Source organism: Bacillus sp. 1780r2a1 (genome assembly GCA_024134725.1).
GTDB lineage: Bacteria > Bacillota > Bacilli > Bacillales > Bacillaceae_H > Priestia > Priestia aryabhattai_A.
The window spans coordinates 1323421-1339302 of record CP099863.1; the positions used below are offsets into that span (position 1 = coordinate 1323421).

The window sequence follows — 15882 nt, forward strand, 5'->3', positions numbered from 1 at the left end:
ATGCCTCATTATATACCGTTTTTAGTTTTGATTATCGCAAGTGTCCTGATCTTTGTGTTTACTCTATGGAATACAAAGGATAAAAAACTATTCATCTTGTTGTTCTTTATGATTGGTTTAGCGTACGTGTTGGAGTACTTTATTCTTGTACTATTTAAAAGCTATCAATATAATCCAAATTTTGTACATGAAACAGACCTTGATAATATTTTAGGGTCGTTGGTATCACAAGCCTTTGCATTTCCCGTTATCGCTGTTTTAATAGGAGCATACCAGCTCAAGTTTCGATATATTGTACTTATATCTTTTATCTTTATGGGAATTGAAGAGTTATTTCTCTCTTTAGGTGTTTATAAGCATTATTGGTGGAAAACGATTTACACAGGCATTTTTATGACAATTGGGTTTGTCATTGCAAAAACATGGTACGCGTGGCTGTCTAACCGATTTGAACGATGGATTCATATAGTAACCTTATTCTTTAGCTTATTAGCGATTAATACGACGCTCATGCTACTTTTAATCGCCATGTTTAAAACTCACTCTATACATGTGGGTTGGTTTAAATCTGAAACACGAGATGTACTTAGTTTTAACACGCTTTATGTATGGATTTTAACGGCTCTATATTCTTGGGGAGTTTTGAAGCGTTCTGTTATCATGCTCATCTGCTTTTTGCTTACTTTTCGAATAATTGATGTCGTTTTACTATACACAGGTATACTTATATTACCTGAATGGAATTCGTTATGGTTCTTTGTTCTATTAGATATAGTGGTTATTTTATTTACAGCTAAATATAACCAATTTATTATCCATGCATGTTATGGAACTGATTCAAAAAAATTCATTGCGTTTATAAGAAATAAGAACTAAGATAGTACGTACAATAAATTATTTTGAAGTTAGTATAAAAAAATGTAAGCTTTTGCTTATTAAACATTTAATGAAGGAAAAAATTTACTTTTTGTAAAGGAGGCTCTTTCGTTAAGCTATAAATGTCAAATGAAACAAAACAAAAGATTTGACGTTCTTTTGCCTGTTTTCGTACAATAAAACAACGTGTAATTGAAGTCAAGTAGGGGAGTGAAGGATTCGTGAGAGAGTCCTTTTTTGTAAAAAAGGTACTGAATAACAATGTTTTAATTGCTACACACAATGCATATAAAGAGGTTGTTCTAATTGGCAAAGGCATCGGTTTTAATAAAAAGAAAAGCGATGAAATAGATGCGGATGCTGTAGAAAAGATGTTTTTACTTAAAAGCGAAGAAGAGCAGGAACAATATAAGCAGCTTTTGTTACAAGTTGACGAAAATGTAATTGAGATGATGAATGATATTATTACGCATATTCAAGCTCGTGTATCTAAACCTTTAAATGAGCACATTCACATTGGACTGACAGATCATATTGCATTTGCTGTAAAGCGTTTTCAACAAGGCCTTGATTTGAAAAATCCTTTTTTAATTGAAACAAAAGCTCTTTATCCAAAAGAATTTGAAATTGCTGAAGAAGTTGTAGCAATGATTTATGAAAAAGTTGGAGTAAAGCTGCCAATAGGAGAAGTAGGATTTATTGCATTGCATATTCACAGCGCGTTAACAGAAAAAAACATCTTAGAAGTAAATCAAGATTCGCAGCTTATTCAAACGATTATTAACGTCATTGAAGAGTCGTTAAATCTAGACGTCAACAAAGAATCTGTTCATTATATGAGGCTAATTCGCCACTTGCATTTTGCAATTGATAGGGTGAAGACAGGTGAAGTCATCGAAGAACCAAAAAAAATTGCTTTACTATTGAAAGAGGAATATCCTCTATGTTACAATGTCTCATGGAAAGTGATTAAAATTATGCAACAAGCTCTACACTTACCAGTTTATGAAGCAGAAGCCGTTTATTTAACGATGCATCTGCAGCGACTTATGACAAAATCTGATTTATAAAATCATTTCATACGTGTTACTGATACGATCAGGCATGAGTGAGAAATGAAACGCATGAACAGGGATAGGTTTATCCTTTTGTTAGTGTTTCAATTTTCACCATGCCTTTTTTGTTGTAAGAAAGCGTAATCATGAACAAACTAATGAAATACTCAGTTGTTTTCAAGCAGCATCTTTTAGTTGAAAAGAAAGCGTTTGAACTGAATGTGTATCAAAACATTATCTTGTTGCACAATACAAATATAAAAAGGGGGTAAAACGCCATGTTTAAAAAGCTTTTTGGCGTCTTACAAAAAGTCGGAAAAGCACTTATGCTACCGGTTGCGATTTTACCGGCAGCAGGTATCTTACTTGGATTTGGTACTGCTTTTCAAAATGAAACATTACTTGAAAGATTACCGGCTTTAAATGCTGACTGGTTCCAGATGATTGCTCATGTTATGTCCAACGCTGGAGACATTATTTTTGGTAACTTACCTTTACTATTTGCTGTAGGGGTAGCAATTGGATTAGCTGGAGGGGAAGGCGTAGCCGGACTTGCAGCGATTGTTGGTTATTTAATTATGAACGTAACAATGGGTACAGTAAAAGGGCTGGATGGTTTAAAGCCAGTTGAATTTGCTAAGTTGTTAGAAGATCCGGCATATGCAAGTGTGTTAGGAATTCCAACGTTACAAACAGGTGTGTTTGGTGGTATTATAATTGGGGTGCTAGCAGCTGCTATGTACAACCGTTTCTTTAACATCGAACTGCCTCCATATTTAGGTTTCTTTGCTGGTAAGCGCTTTGTACCAATTGCAACAGCGGTATCATCAATTGTCATTGGTTTAATCATGGTAGCAGTATGGCCAATCATTCAAAATGCACTGAATGCATTCTCAAACAATATGATTGATGCGAACTTAACGCTATCAGCATTTATCTTCGGGGTTATTGAACGTTCACTAATTCCGTTTGGCTTACACCATATTTTCTATTCACCATTCTGGTATGAATTTGGTTCTTATGTCAACCAAGCTGGTGAAGTATTCCGTGGAGACCAACGTATCTTCATGGCACAATTAGCAGATGGTGCTGAATTAACAGCAGGTACATTCCAAGTTGGTAAATATCCGTTCATGATGTTCGGTTTACCAGCAGCAGCGCTTGCTATTTATCACGAAGCTCGTCCTGAAAATAAGAAGTATGTAGCTGGTATCATGGGTTCGGCAGCATTAACATCATTCTTAACAGGTATTACAGAACCACTTGAGTTCTCATTCTTATTCGTAGCGCCAATTTTGTTTGCAATTCACGCAGTGTTTGCAGGTCTATCGTTTATGATCATGGAAATTTTAAATGTTAAAATTGGTATGACATTCTCCGGTGGGGTTATTGACTACATCCTATTCGGTGTGTTACAAAATAGAACAGATTGGTGGTTAGTAATCCCAGTTGGTCTTGTTCTAGCAGTTATTTACTACTTTGGTTTCCGTTTTGCGATTCGTAAGTTTAATTTAAACACACCAGGTCGTGAAGAAAAAGCGGACGATGCAGATGGTGATAAAGTTGAAGCGGGCGAATTACCACGCAATATCCTAGAAGCATTAGGTGGTCAACCAAATATTACGCACTTAGATGCATGTATTACTCGTTTACGTGTATCAGTTGACGATGTTAAGAGCGTTGATAAAGAGCGTTTGAAAAAACTAGGAGCTTCTGGTGTCCTAGAAGTAGGTAACAATATTCAAGCAATCTTTGGTCCTAAGTCTGATACGTTAAAGAGTCAGATTAAAGACATTATGGATGGAAAAACGCCTGTTGCACCAAAAGAACAGCCAAAAGCTGTAGAAGAAGCACCGAAAGCTGCGGTAAGCACAAACGGTGGAGACATTGTTTCACCAATTGAAGGAGAATTAGTTCCGCTATCAGAGGTACCGGACCAAGTATTCTCACAAAAATTAATGGGTGATGGTTTTGCGATTATTCCGAAAACGGGCACAGTAGTTGCGCCAGTGGATGGAAAGGTAGTAAACTTATTCCCGACGAAGCATGCTTTAGGAATTGAATCAACGACTGGGCAAGAAATTCTAATTCACTTTGGAATTGACACGGTTAACTTAAAAGGTGAAGGGTTTGATGCACTTGTTGCTCAAGGTGACGAAGTGAAGCAAGGCCAACCATTATTACAAGTTGACTTAGATTTTGTAAAATCAAATGCACCATCTACGATTACACCTGTCATCTTTACAAACTTACAAGCAGATGAGAAGGTAGAAATCTTAAAGCAAGGCGAAGTTTCACTGCAAGAACAAAATATTATTACTATTTCAAAGTAAAAAGGAGATTGATTTAACATGGCACAAAAAACATTTACAGTAACAGCAGACTCAGGAATTCACGCACGTCCAGCAACAACTTTAGTACAAGCAGCTAGCAAATTCGATTCTGATATCAACTTAGAGTTCAACGGTAAAACTGTAAACCTAAAATCAATCATGGGCGTTATGTCTTTAGGTATCCAAAAAGGAGCTACAATCACAATTTCTGCTGAAGGTTCAGACGAAGCTGATGCACTTGCAGCTCTTGAAGATACAATGAAAAAAGAAGGATTAGGCGAATAATGACAGTGGAAATTCAAGGCATTGCCGCTTCTAGCGGCATTGCTATTGCTAAAGCATTTCGTCTAGAAAATCCAGAATTAACCGTTGAAAAGAAATCCGTTTCAGACGTTGAAGCTGAAGTAGCTCGCTTAGAAGCAGCGCTTGCAACATCTCGATCAGAGCTTGAAGCGATTAAAGAACATGCGCGTAAAGAGCTTGGCGAAGATAAAGCTGAAATCTTTGCAGCACATTTATTAGTGTTAAGCGATCCGGAATTAATCAATCCGATTAAAGATAAAATTACAGGTGAAAGCGTGAATGCTGAAGTCGCACTAGACGAAGTTGCAGCGATGTTCATCAACATGTTTGAGTCAATGGACAATGAGTACATGAAAGAGCGTGCAGCAGATATTCGTGACGTAACAAAACGTGTACTAGCACATCTTTTAGGTGTAAACGTTTCAAACCCAAGCATGATTTCTGAGGAAGTTGTTATTATTGCAGAAGATTTAACGCCATCTGATACGGCTCAGTTAAATCGTAAATTTGTAAAAGGGTTTACAACTGACATTGGAGGCCGTACGTCTCACTCTGCAATCATGGCACGTTCAATGGAAATTCCAGCTGTTGTTGGAACAAAAACAGTTATGGAAGACATTGAAAACGGTACACTTGTAATCGTTGATGGTCTTGATGGAAACGTTATTGTTAACCCATCAGAAGAAACGGTTAAAGCGTATGAGAAAAAGGCAGAAGAATATGCAGCACAAAAAGCTGAGTGGGCAAAGCTTGTAAATGAAAAAACAGTTTCAGCTGATAACCACCACGTAGAACTTGCTGCTAATATTGGAACGCCTGAAGATGTTAAAGGTGTATTAGAAAACGGTGGTGAAGGCGTTGGTCTTTACCGTACGGAGTTCTTATATATGGGGCGTGAAGAGCTTCCAACAGAGGAAGAACAATTCACATCATACAAAACGGTATTAGAGCGTATGGAAGGCAAGCCTGTTGTTGTTCGTACTTTAGATATCGGTGGAGATAAAGAGCTTCCTTATCTGAACCTACCTAAAGAAATGAACCCATTCCTAGGTTTCCGTGCAATCCGTCTATGCTTAGAAATGCAAGATATGTTCCGCACGCAGCTTCGTGCGTTATTACGTGCTAGCGTATATGGAAACTTAAAAATCATGTTCCCAATGATTGCAACAGTTGACGAGTTCCGCCAAGCAAAAGCAATTCTATTAGAAGAAAAAGCAAAGCTTGAAGCAGAGGGCGTTAGCGTTTCTGATAGCATTGAAGTAGGTATGATGGTTGAAATTCCTTCTTCAGCAGTTATCGCAGATTTATTTGCAAAAGAAGTAGACTTCTTCTCAATTGGAACAAATGATTTAATTCAATACACGCTTGCTGCTGACCGCATGAATGAGCGCGTATCTTACTTATATCAACCTTATAACCCAGCAATCTTACGCTTAGTAAACATGGTTATTAAAGCGGCTCATAAAGAAGGCAAGTGGGTTGGTATGTGTGGAGAAATGGCTGGAGATGAAATCGCAATTCCAATTCTTTTAGGCTTAGGCTTAGATGAGTTCTCAATGAGCGCAACATCTATTTTAAAAGCACGTTCTCAAATCCGTCAGTTATCAAAAGCGGATATTGAACCACACTTAGATGAGATTTTATCAATGTCTTCTACTGAAGAAGTAATTGAATTTGTAAAATCAAAATTCCATATCTAAAAAAAAGATGCTCTAGTCACTAGAGCATCTTTTTTTAGATTAACAATGAATAACCAGGGGGGAAATACCTCAATGCTTCCTTCTCAAAAACAAATCATAACTTCTTCAACAGTATTAGGTGGTCAGAGTAAGTTTGTTCCATTACGCCACAGACACTCCTTCATTCCACTGTTTCTCTAAAAGTATCTTACAAACTAACAAAAATATCCGAGGAATCGACAGTTTTTAACGCGCGATGCCTCGGATAAATCATTGAGTGAAATACTTATGTTCCTTCTTTTTCTCAGAAGAGGAGTGGTAAGAAGATATTTGCAAACACAATCGTTAAAAGCGCTGCTACAATCATTCCTAAGCTGGAGAATGTACCTTCAATCTTACCAAACTCGAATGCACGAGCCGTGCCTGTACCGTGAGACGCAACTCCTAAAAGTAAGCCTTTAGCTAGTGAAGAATGAAGGGCAAGGTGTTTGATAAGGGTAGGCGCAATAAACGTTCCAATAATGCCTGACAGCACAACGAATAAAATTGTAATATTCGGATCTCCTCCAAGCGTTTCTGATACGTTAATAGCAATAGGAATAGTCACAGAACGTGGAATAATACTTTGAACAAGCGTAGCTTGCATATGAAAGAGGCCTGCTAAAACCATGGAAGATATCATTGCTACAAGAGTTCCAGTTGCTACGCTTACCGCAATTTCTATACGATGCTTTTTTAGAAGATGAAAATACTTATACATCGGCACAGCAAATGCTACCGTAGCGGGACCGAGCATGTAGCTAATAAAATCTGCTCCTTGCTTATACTGATCGTATGAACCATGTGAGAGTAATAAAAATAGGATGAGCAAGCAGGGAGCTAGTAAAATAGGCGAAACCAAAATGGTTTTATATTTCTTATAAAGCCATTTCGAAAGCGTGTAGACAACGAGCGTAAGTGGAAATGCTAAAGCTGTTAACCAAGTCATTCGTTTGACACCTCCTTGCGTTTAGAAATAGATTCAGCCATCATTCCAGTAAGCGCCATAACTACAATGGTACTTATCGTAATAATAATTAAAATTTGAAGTCCAAATGATTTAAGTACATCTCCATAATTCATTAGACCGACAACAGCTGGAATAAAGAAAAGTAATAGTTCACCGACAAGCAAATTACCTGCGCGCTCTACCCAATTTAATTTAATGATTTTTAAATGAAGCAACAGAAACAGCAATCCAAATCCAACAATGCTTCCTGGAATCGGAAGGTTTAACCATTGAGAAATCTGTTGACCAACAAAAAAGATTAATATGAAAAAAAGAACTTGAACAAATAATGTTAAAACCTTCACTATGATGTTCCTCCTTTAGCTTGTTCATAATAATAGAGCCGCCTAATTGGCGACTCTATTAAGGGGAAAAAGAAAGTAATTTTGGCTTATACCGATGAGGTATAAATTGAGAAGATGAATGCTACAAACATATCTTACCTAAATTTAGCTATAACGTGAAATATATAATAACTATAATTACTATGCCTTTTAACTATAGTTAAAGAGCATGAGAAAGCTAATATATGTCTAAACAAGGTGTATGGATGAGAGCGAGGAAATGCATATAAATAAAAAACTGATCTCATTTGATGTCGAGATCAGTTTTTTAAAAGCTACATAGATTTTTTGAAATACTGGTGAATTTAAAAAATTGGCGACCTTTAATGATGCTATTCGTATTTAGGCCATTTGATTAATCTTTCTAACAGAATAGATATTAGGATACCCATTAATAATCCGTTGCTGATTAGTGGACGAATATAAAAGGGAATGCTTTTAAAAACTTGAGGTGACAAGTTCATCAACGATATCCCTATTAAAGCTGGAAGAGCAATTCGATAGATGGCTTTTGAATTAAATGTATATCCCTGTATACTTCGCAATGCCGTTCCAAAGAGTTGTAAATACGCTACGAATAATACAGCGTTTCCCACTGTTACCGGTAGAGTAGCAAAAAAAGAGCTTAAAGGAGGAATTAGTCCAAGTAAAGCAAAGAACCCTCCGCTGATGATAAATGGCCTCTTACTTAAAAGTTTTGTACTCTCTAAAAAACCAATAGTAGATGTAAAGGGTGCATAAGGAACAAGACCTACCACAGCACCTAGACAAGTAAAGAACCCAGTAATGGTAAAGGAAGAACGATATTGTTTGCTTTGTGCCTTTACTCCATGTAACTTTTCAGATGCTTTGAGTGATGCAATAGTATTAGTGGCGTTCATTATACCAGCTAAACAAGCAGTAATAACTATACCTATCTGTAGCTGAGGCTTTCCCCATGGAAAAAACGAAAAGTGGAATGTTGAAGAGTTAATAGAATAGCTGCTGGGAAATAACCATACATACAATACCCAGCCTACAATCATTCCTATTAAAATTGCAAAGTTACTGATAATTCCTTTTCCTTTAATACTAATGGAGCTTACTAGTATAACCAGTCCTATAGAGAAGAGACTTACAGGTATGTCAAGTGTCCCGTTTGGTTTTAATTCTAGCATTCCTTTAAAAAAGATTAAAATAAGCTGAATAGCTAGTAAAAATAAATATACGTTCATCACCATTGGTGTAAAGATTTTTTGAAGAAGCGGCACAAGATTCAGTGTCCCTATTAATATCGTTATTAAGCCAGCAAGAACAATTCCTAATGCAAGACTACCTCCAAGTTCTGTATATGTCATACCCACTGAAGGAGCAGAAGCACATAAGCTTAAGATAAGTCCCCACCACATACCTGAATGACCTTCTAATAAAGGATATCGGTGACCAATCAATCCTTGTACTATACAAGCAACCCCTGTGAAAAAGAATGAACAGCGGATAGTCATAATTATTTGATCAGAACTTAATTGAAACGCATCTCCAATTGATATTGGAACGACAACTGTATTCGCAAAAATAAAGAAAAACCATTGAACAGAAGCCAATATAGTTGTTGATGAAGATAATTTATTCACGCTTTCTCCTTCTTTCTATCGAACGAATAGGTCATTATCTACTTTATTGTAATTCTTAATTCTATTAATAATTTTAAAAAAAGAGTTACACACTAAGGAGCTTATTTTTTCGATTTTTAGCTTCTATTCGCTCTATAAAACTTAAAAAAACTTAATATAACTTATTATACATTAATTTGTATTGATTAAAAACTTATTATTACTTATAATGATTACTATCATCTACTAACAGATAAGTTTCCTTATCAAATAAAATAATAGGGTTAAAGTTATCTGAATAGTTAGTTTGTGTAGAATTTTTTAATTTTTAAATCTTTTTTGATCTTAAGAAAGGGTGGATGCAAGAGTGGAGAAACAAGGCAAAGAATTTTCACGCAGGCGTTTTATTAGTCAAGCTTCAAAAATTGGAGGAGCTTCAGCTGTTTTAGGGGTGTCTGGGGCGATGGGACTTTTTATGGACGGTAGCGGCGAATATGTAGAAGCTAAAAAGCCGGATAAAGAAAAGCCACAGAAGAGTCCCAAAAAAGGTGATACCTTCATGCTATTAAATGTTCGCTTAGAAAGCGGATATGAGTACGAAAATGGATACATAGTAGCGACTCGTTCTGTCATACGTAACTTAGAAATAACAAAAGGAACGATATCAAAAATATTAGATCTTAAAGAATCCTATCGAAAAGACTTAGATTGTTATGATGCCAAAGGTCTTCTTTTACTTCCAGGGTTTAAAGATATGCATATTCACTTGGATAAAACTTTTTATGGAGGGCCATGGCGAGGAGCAGTACGCAGAAAAAATATTTTTGACATTATTGAAGCCGAAAAAACACTGCTTTTAGAGTTGCTGCCAACTGCTCAAGAAAGAGCAGAAAAGCTGATTGAACTGATTGCGGGCTTTGGCTCTACCTATGTTAGAAGTCACTGCAACGTAGACCCAACTGTAGGCCTTCGCAACCTTGAAGAGTTGCAAAAAGCTTTAGCGAATTATTCAGATAAAATTTCACATGAAATCGTTGCTTTTCCACAGCATGGACTTCTTCTTTCAGAATCTGAGTCGCTGATGCGTGAAGCAATGAAGTTAGGCGCTACTCATGTTGGAGGCCTAGATCCTACGCTAGTTGATGGAAATATGGAAAAATCTTTGCAGACAATGGTGCAGATTGCCGTTGATAGCAATGCAGGGATTGACATCCATCTGCATGAAGGTGGAGAAACAGGTATAAAATCAGTAAATCGCCTTGCGGATTTAACGGAAGAAGCAGGGCTTCAAGGAAAAGTAACAATTAGCCATGCTTTTTCACTTGCTTCACTAAGTGAAAGTCAAGCTCACGAAATGGCGAGTCGTTTAGCTTCTTTAGGAATTTCTATTGCTTCAACCATTCCAATCGGAAAAAACACTATGCCTATTCCAATCCTACAGCAACGAAATGTAAACGTAATGCTTGGGAATGACAGCATTATGGACCCATGGTCTTCTCTTGGAATTGGAGACACACTTGAGAAAGTGCATCTTGCCGCTGGTTTATATGGGTGGTCTTATGAAGAGCAGTTATCTCAAGCACTTTCACTTGCAACGGGAGGTATTACACCGTTGAATAAAGAAGGAAAGCAAGTTTGGCCGAAAGTAGGAGATGAAGCTTCAGTAGTGCTTGTTCCTGCAAGCTGTTCAGCAGAGGCTGTAGCACGCTTGCCGAAGCGCGCCGCTGTTCTTCATAAAGGTGTACTATCATCTGGTGAGCTTAGTTATAAAAAGAAATAGAATTGCGCTACGCGTGAGGGAGGGATAATATGCTTCAAAATATCGGAATGCCAGGTTTAGTTATTATTCTAGTTATTGCTCTTATTGTTTTTGGACCTTCAAAACTTCCTGAAATAGGAAAGGCTTTTGGATCAACTCTGCGTGAGTTTAAAAAATCTGCTCGAGATTTAGTAGGGGAAGACAACGAGAAAAAAGAGAAAGAAGTAAAGTAAAACAAAATGAAAGGAAGGTGTAGACGTATTGTCTTACACTTTCTTTTTTTACGGAGTGAGAGGAACATGCTTGAAAAACAAAACATGAGTTTAATTCAACACCTTGAAGAATTAAGAAAGAGAATTATTATTACTGTCATCTTTTTTATCATTTTTGTACTTGGAGCTTTTTTGTATGTTCAAGATATTTATCATCTGTTGGTAAGCGATTTACCTTTTAAGCTTGCTTTGTTAGGACCAACAGATATATTAATGGTTTATCTAACCATCGCTACAGTTGTGGCAATCACAGCTACGCTTCCATTTGCAGCTTACCAGCTATGGCTTTTTGTAAAGCCAGCATTAACAAAGAAAGAAAGAAAAATTGCTTTGGCGTATATACCCGCCTTATGCCTTTTGTTTTTGGGAGGAATTAGCTTCGGGTATTTTATTCTATCTCCCATGGTATTGACATTTTTAATGTCATTATCAGATGAAATGTTTGCGACTTTTTTTACTACGGAGAAATACTTCCGATTTTTGCTTCATATGACATTACCCTTTGGTTTCTTATTTGAATTGCCAGCCGTTATCATGTTTTTGACTAGCATAGGAGTTATTAACCCTCATCGCTTGCAAAAGTTTAGAAAATACGCTTATTTTTTATTGATTGTTGTGTCGATTATTATAACACCACCAGACTTTCTATCTGACATTCTTGTAACAATTCCACTTTTGCTTTTATATGAAGCAAGCATTACATTGTCTAAAATTATATATCGAAAAAAATTGAAAGTAGAAGAAGCGGACGATCACTCTGCACAGCTAGATTAAGGGTGAATTGTCACGCTTTATCCTTCTGTTGTAACAAGTTCAAGTAAAATATATAATTGGACTCATGAGGTGAAGTTATGTTACAAGATGAGCGATTAGAGGCTATTCTTTTGTATTTAGAAAAGCATGAACGAATTACGATAGAAACGATATGTGAAATAAATGCTGTATCGAAAGATACAGCACGCAGGTATTTGATTAAGCTAGAAGAGTTGGGGAAAGTGGTAAGAATAAGAGGAGGAGCTAAAAAACGATCCTACTCTAATGAACTATATGATTACAAAGAAAGGCTAAGTATGTCTTCAACGATTAAAGACAAAATCGGTGAATATGCGGCGTCTTTACTGAATGATGGAGAGAGCTTGATACTAGATGCTTCTACCACTGTACAGTTTGCTGCTAAACATATGAAAACCCATAGCCATACTATAATTACCAATTCGATAAATGTGGTAAACGAATTAGTGGGAAAAGAAAAGATTAAAGTAAATATATTGGGAGGAACCTTAAACTCTCAGCATCAAGCTATCTACGGATCAAAAGCTATTAAAGGTATTCAAGAATATAAGGTAGATAAGTGCATAATTGGTACTTGTGGAATTTCTGAAGAAGGCTTATCAACTTCAATAGAAGAAGAAGGACTTCTTCTTAAAGAAATGATTAGACGCTCTCAGCAAACGATTTTGCTAGCAGATTCAAGTAAATTTAATAAACTATTTTTTCAAAAAGTTTGTGAACTAGAATTAATTGACGTACTGATTACTAATGAAGATCTTCCACTAAATTTACAAAAAGAATTAAACAAATATTCAGTTGAAGTTATTAATGTGAATCAACATTTATAAGCTCTTATGTACCTGTTAATCTAAAAAAATCACTCTTTAAGAGTGATTTTTTTAGGTTAAGGATAAAGGTACCCCACTTTTTGAAATACAGTTTTCGCTATTCTAAATTAGCATGTTTACCGTACATTTTGTGCGTATCTAAGTCTTTCTTTTCCATAAACCTTAGAATAAGCGCATCGTAAAAAAGCAAGAGCGTTTGTTCAAATAGAGATCCCATCGGCTGAACAGTTTGATAGTCACTATTTGTTTGGTCTTTTTTTGCTCCAGGGAGCTTGATGGTAAAGTCAGCTAACATTCCAAGCGTTGATTCGGGAGAAATAGTTACAACGCTGACTTTGCCTCCAATTTCTTTTGCCTTTTCCGCGACTGGAATAAGCGTTTTTGTTTCACCAGAACCAGACCCTAAAATGAGCAGGTCATCTTTAGTAAATGTTGACGTAATGGTTTCACCGATAACATAAGCATCAATGCCCATGTGCATCATTCTCATGGCAAATGATTTTCCCATTAGACCTGAACGGCCGGAACCCGTCACGAAAACGCGCTTTGCTTCAATGATAGAATTAACAAGCTGCTCCGCTTCATTATCTGAAATGTGAACGGTAGTCTGCGTCAACTCGTCTACAATTTGACGTAAATGGCTGTTAATATTCACGGTTCGTGCCTCAGTTTGAAATAAGTTCTTTCATTTTAGCAGCTGTCGCTTTCTTATCATCTTGCCCTGTAATACCACCGCCGACAATAACGAGATCTGGTTGAACTTTCACGACCTCTGGTAACGTTTCTAATTTAATACCACCAGCAATTGCCGTCTTTGCATTTTTTACAACGCTCTTAATCGTTACTAAGTCTTCAAAGGAATTTTGCCCCACGGCTTGTAAATCGTAGCCAGTGTGAACACAAATATAATCAACGCCAAGCTCATCTAGTTCTTGAGCACGACTTTTAATATCTTTAATGCCAATCATATCGACAAGAATTTTTTTGTTTTGTTTTTTCGCTTCTTCCACGGCGCCTTTAATTGACATATCTTCAGCAACACCTAGAATTGTCACAATGTCAGCGCCAGCTTTTGATGCTTGCTGTACTTCGTAACCAGCAGCGTCCATAATTTTAAGATCAGCTAATACTTTTAAATTTGGAAATGCTTCTTTAACTTCTTTCACAGCGCGTAAGCCCTCATTAATGACAACAGGTGTCCCGATTTCTACGATATCAATATGATCTTGGACTTCTTTAATAACTTCTTTTGCTTCAGGGATGTTTACCAAGTCTAATGCTAATTGTAATTCCATGCTTTCTCCACTCCTTAGAAATTCTATCTATTCACCGTTGTGTAACAAAGCAACAGGTGTAAAGGTAGTGTACCTGGTTTTATTTGTTGTTAAAAGTACGCACTTTTTACACAAATACTATGGAATTTGATAGTATACGGAAGTATACTTTTGGTGGCAACAATTATGTAACCGCTTTATTTAATTTAAAAAATAGAGATGATACCTAATGCATCATCTCTAACAAATTAGTTTATGACGTTTATTTATTGACTGCTGCACTGTTTTGTTGATTCACTAGTACAGTGTCCCGGTAGTTTTCTCCCCAGCTGTACATAGCTGTCAATATTGGCATCAGGCTTTGACCATGCTCAGTTAACGAATATTCAACCTTTGGAGGAACGACAGGGTATACCTCTCGATGGACGATTACATCGTCTTCTAGCTCTCGCAGCTGATTTGCCAGCATACGAGGGGTGATATCAGGAATTAAGGCTTTTAATTCACCAAACCGCTTTGTCCCTTCATGACCTAAGTGCCATAAAATGAGCATTTTCCACTTTCCGCCGATGATAGCAAGCGTTAATTCTTTTTCACAATTAAATTCTTTATTCAGCTGGCTCAATTGGTTCACCTCGTTTTTGATCCATTACGTAGTACCTTTTATTATACTTCTTGTATTTCTATTTTTTCAAAAATTTAGCTTACGGAACATGAGGTTATACGGTTTGTTTAATATGATCGATAAAAGCTTGAGTTGCGTATGAAATATAGCGATCTTGTTTTGTAATAAGAGCTAGTTCCCAAGGAATTCCGTTTTCTAATTCAATAACTTTAAGCTGTTCCAAATCAATTTTCTCACACAAAGAATACGGGAACAGCGCAATTCCTAAGTTAGCAGCAACCATCTCGCTAATAAAATCCCACTGTGAGCTTTTATAACCAATGGTAGGCTCAAAGCCGCTTTTTAAACATTCATTATAAACCATTTCATGCATAGTAAAGTCTTCGTGAAATGAAATAAAGGTTTCGTTTTTTAATTCTTGTAATGAAATGCTTTTATGGCGAGCAAGTGAGTGGTTTTTATGAACAATGAGCTGCAAAGTTTCTTTTGCTAAAGGGGTAAAAGAAAACATGTCCTCGTTTACTGGGAGTAGCACAACTCCCACGTCCACGTCCCCTTGTTCTACGATTTTCTCCATCTTTTTTGCTCCATACTCAATCATTTGAATTTGGACGTCAGGGTATTGCTCTCGAAATGATTTAATAATAGGTGGAAAGAACAATGTGCCAATAATAGGGGGGATGCCAATTTTTATGGTTCCTCGCTTTAAGTGCATTAAGTCATACAAAGAGTTTGATAAGTCACGTAGAGAAGCAATAATACTTTCAGCCTGTTCATACACAATTGTTCCAGCATCGGTTAATTCTACTTTTTTAAAGGAACGATCTAACAATGGGGTTCCAAGTTCTTCTTCTAAAGATTTCACCATCTTACTTAGTGAAGGTTGTGAGATATGTAAAGCTTCTGAAGCACGCGTGAAATTTTTATGCTTAGCAACCTCAGTAAAATAATGTAGATGACGTACATCCATGAAAGCATTCACTCCAATTAAAATTTGTTTTTAGGCTATGGAATATTGTAGCATCATATGCAGAAATTTTTAATGAGTAAAGTGGAAAATTCTCAGAAAAATTACTGCATATATATATTTACACCTTCTTTAT

16 protein-coding genes are annotated in these 15882 nt (G+C 36.5%); 9 read left to right on the forward strand and 7 right to left on the reverse strand.

Features of this window, described 5'->3' with window-relative positions; translation table 11 throughout:
• The 5 genes from NIZ91_06625 (at nt 1) to ptsP (ending at nt 6267) form a co-directional block, all read left to right on the forward strand.
• Nucleotides 1-876, forward strand: coding sequence for a hypothetical protein (locus tag NIZ91_06625; GenBank protein USY56321.1), 876 nt, complete (start codon nt 1-3; stop codon nt 874-876).
• Nucleotides 877-1097: 221 nt separating this feature from the next.
• The gene (locus NIZ91_06630) at nt 1098-1946 is read left to right on the forward strand and encodes a PRD domain-containing protein (protein ID USY56322.1); all 849 of its coding nucleotides are present in this window, start codon (nt 1098-1100) and stop codon (nt 1944-1946) included.
• A 263-nt stretch (nt 1947-2209) separates the two neighbouring features.
• Entirely contained in the window at nt 2210-4264 is a 2055-nt protein-coding gene (gene ptsG / locus NIZ91_06635) for a glucose-specific PTS transporter subunit IIBC (protein USY56323.1), read from the forward strand.
• Nucleotides 4265-4282: 18 nt separating this feature from the next.
• The gene (locus tag NIZ91_06640) at nt 4283-4549 is read left to right on the forward strand and encodes a phosphocarrier protein HPr (GenBank protein USY56324.1); all 267 of its coding nucleotides are present in this window, start codon (nt 4283-4285) and stop codon (nt 4547-4549) included.
• The gene (gene ptsP, locus NIZ91_06645; GenBank protein ID USY56325.1) at nt 4549-6267 is read left to right on the forward strand and encodes a phosphoenolpyruvate--protein phosphotransferase; all 1719 of its coding nucleotides are present in this window, start codon (nt 4549-4551) and stop codon (nt 6265-6267) included. Before NIZ91_06640 ends, ptsP begins: the two co-directional genes overlap by 1 nt.
• A gap of 283 nt (nt 6268-6550) precedes the next feature.
• On the opposite strand, the gene NIZ91_06650 is transcribed toward ptsP, so the two are convergent.
• The 3 genes from NIZ91_06650 to NIZ91_06660 all read right to left on the reverse strand — a co-directional run bounded on the left by NIZ91_06650 (nt 6551) and on the right by NIZ91_06660 (nt 9251).
• Nucleotides 6551-7234 (reverse strand): LrgB family protein, encoded by a 684-nt coding sequence (locus tag NIZ91_06650; GenBank protein ID USY56326.1) that lies wholly within the window; start codon nt 7232-7234, stop codon nt 6551-6553.
• On the reverse strand, nt 7231-7599 hold the full coding sequence (locus NIZ91_06655) for a CidA/LrgA family holin-like protein (protein USY56327.1): 369 nt from the start codon (nt 7597-7599) through the stop codon (nt 7231-7233). The genes NIZ91_06650 and NIZ91_06655 overlap by 4 nt, the downstream gene beginning before the upstream one ends.
• 371 nt (nt 7600-7970) lie before the next feature.
• Complete coding sequence (locus tag NIZ91_06660) at nt 7971-9251, reverse strand: uracil/xanthine transporter (protein USY56328.1); 1281 nt, start codon at nt 9249-9251, stop codon at nt 7971-7973.
• Nucleotides 9252-9597: 346 nt separating this feature from the next.
• Here NIZ91_06660 and NIZ91_06665 point away from each other — a divergent pair, with 346 nt between their 5' ends.
• From NIZ91_06665 to NIZ91_06680, 4 genes are all read left to right on the forward strand, one after another.
• The gene (locus NIZ91_06665; protein ID USY56329.1) at nt 9598-11010 is read left to right on the forward strand and encodes an amidohydrolase family protein; all 1413 of its coding nucleotides are present in this window, start codon (nt 9598-9600) and stop codon (nt 11008-11010) included.
• Nucleotides 11011-11039: 29 nt separating this feature from the next.
• Complete coding sequence (locus NIZ91_06670) at nt 11040-11222, forward strand: twin-arginine translocase TatA/TatE family subunit (GenBank protein USY56330.1); 183 nt, start codon at nt 11040-11042, stop codon at nt 11220-11222.
• Nucleotides 11223-11288: 66 nt separating this feature from the next.
• On the forward strand, nt 11289-12035 hold the full coding sequence (gene tatC, locus NIZ91_06675) for a twin-arginine translocase subunit TatC (GenBank protein USY56331.1): 747 nt from the start codon (nt 11289-11291) through the stop codon (nt 12033-12035).
• A 77-nt stretch (nt 12036-12112) separates the two neighbouring features.
• Complete coding sequence (locus tag NIZ91_06680) at nt 12113-12880, forward strand: DeoR/GlpR family DNA-binding transcription regulator (GenBank protein ID USY56332.1); 768 nt, start codon at nt 12113-12115, stop codon at nt 12878-12880.
• 97 nt (nt 12881-12977) lie between these two features.
• On the opposite strand, the gene hxlB is transcribed toward NIZ91_06680, so the two are convergent.
• The 4 genes from hxlB to NIZ91_06700 form a co-directional block, all read right to left on the reverse strand.
• Nucleotides 12978-13535, reverse strand: a complete 558-nt coding sequence (gene hxlB / locus NIZ91_06685) for a 6-phospho-3-hexuloisomerase (protein ID USY56333.1) — start codon at nt 13533-13535, stop codon at nt 12978-12980.
• Between the two features lie 10 nt (nt 13536-13545).
• Nucleotides 13546-14175 carry a 3-hexulose-6-phosphate synthase gene (gene hxlA / locus NIZ91_06690; GenBank protein USY56334.1) on the reverse strand — a complete coding sequence of 210 codons (630 nt, stop codon included), beginning with the start codon at nt 14173-14175 and terminating at the stop codon, nt 13546-13548.
• 241 nt (nt 14176-14416) lie between these two features.
• Complete coding sequence (locus tag NIZ91_06695; GenBank protein ID USY56335.1) at nt 14417-14779, reverse strand: winged helix-turn-helix transcriptional regulator; 363 nt, start codon at nt 14777-14779, stop codon at nt 14417-14419.
• Nucleotides 14780-14873: 94 nt separating this feature from the next.
• The gene (locus NIZ91_06700) at nt 14874-15749 is read right to left on the reverse strand and encodes a LysR family transcriptional regulator (GenBank protein USY56336.1); all 876 of its coding nucleotides are present in this window, start codon (nt 15747-15749) and stop codon (nt 14874-14876) included.
• Nucleotides 15750-15882: the final 133 nt, after the last annotated feature.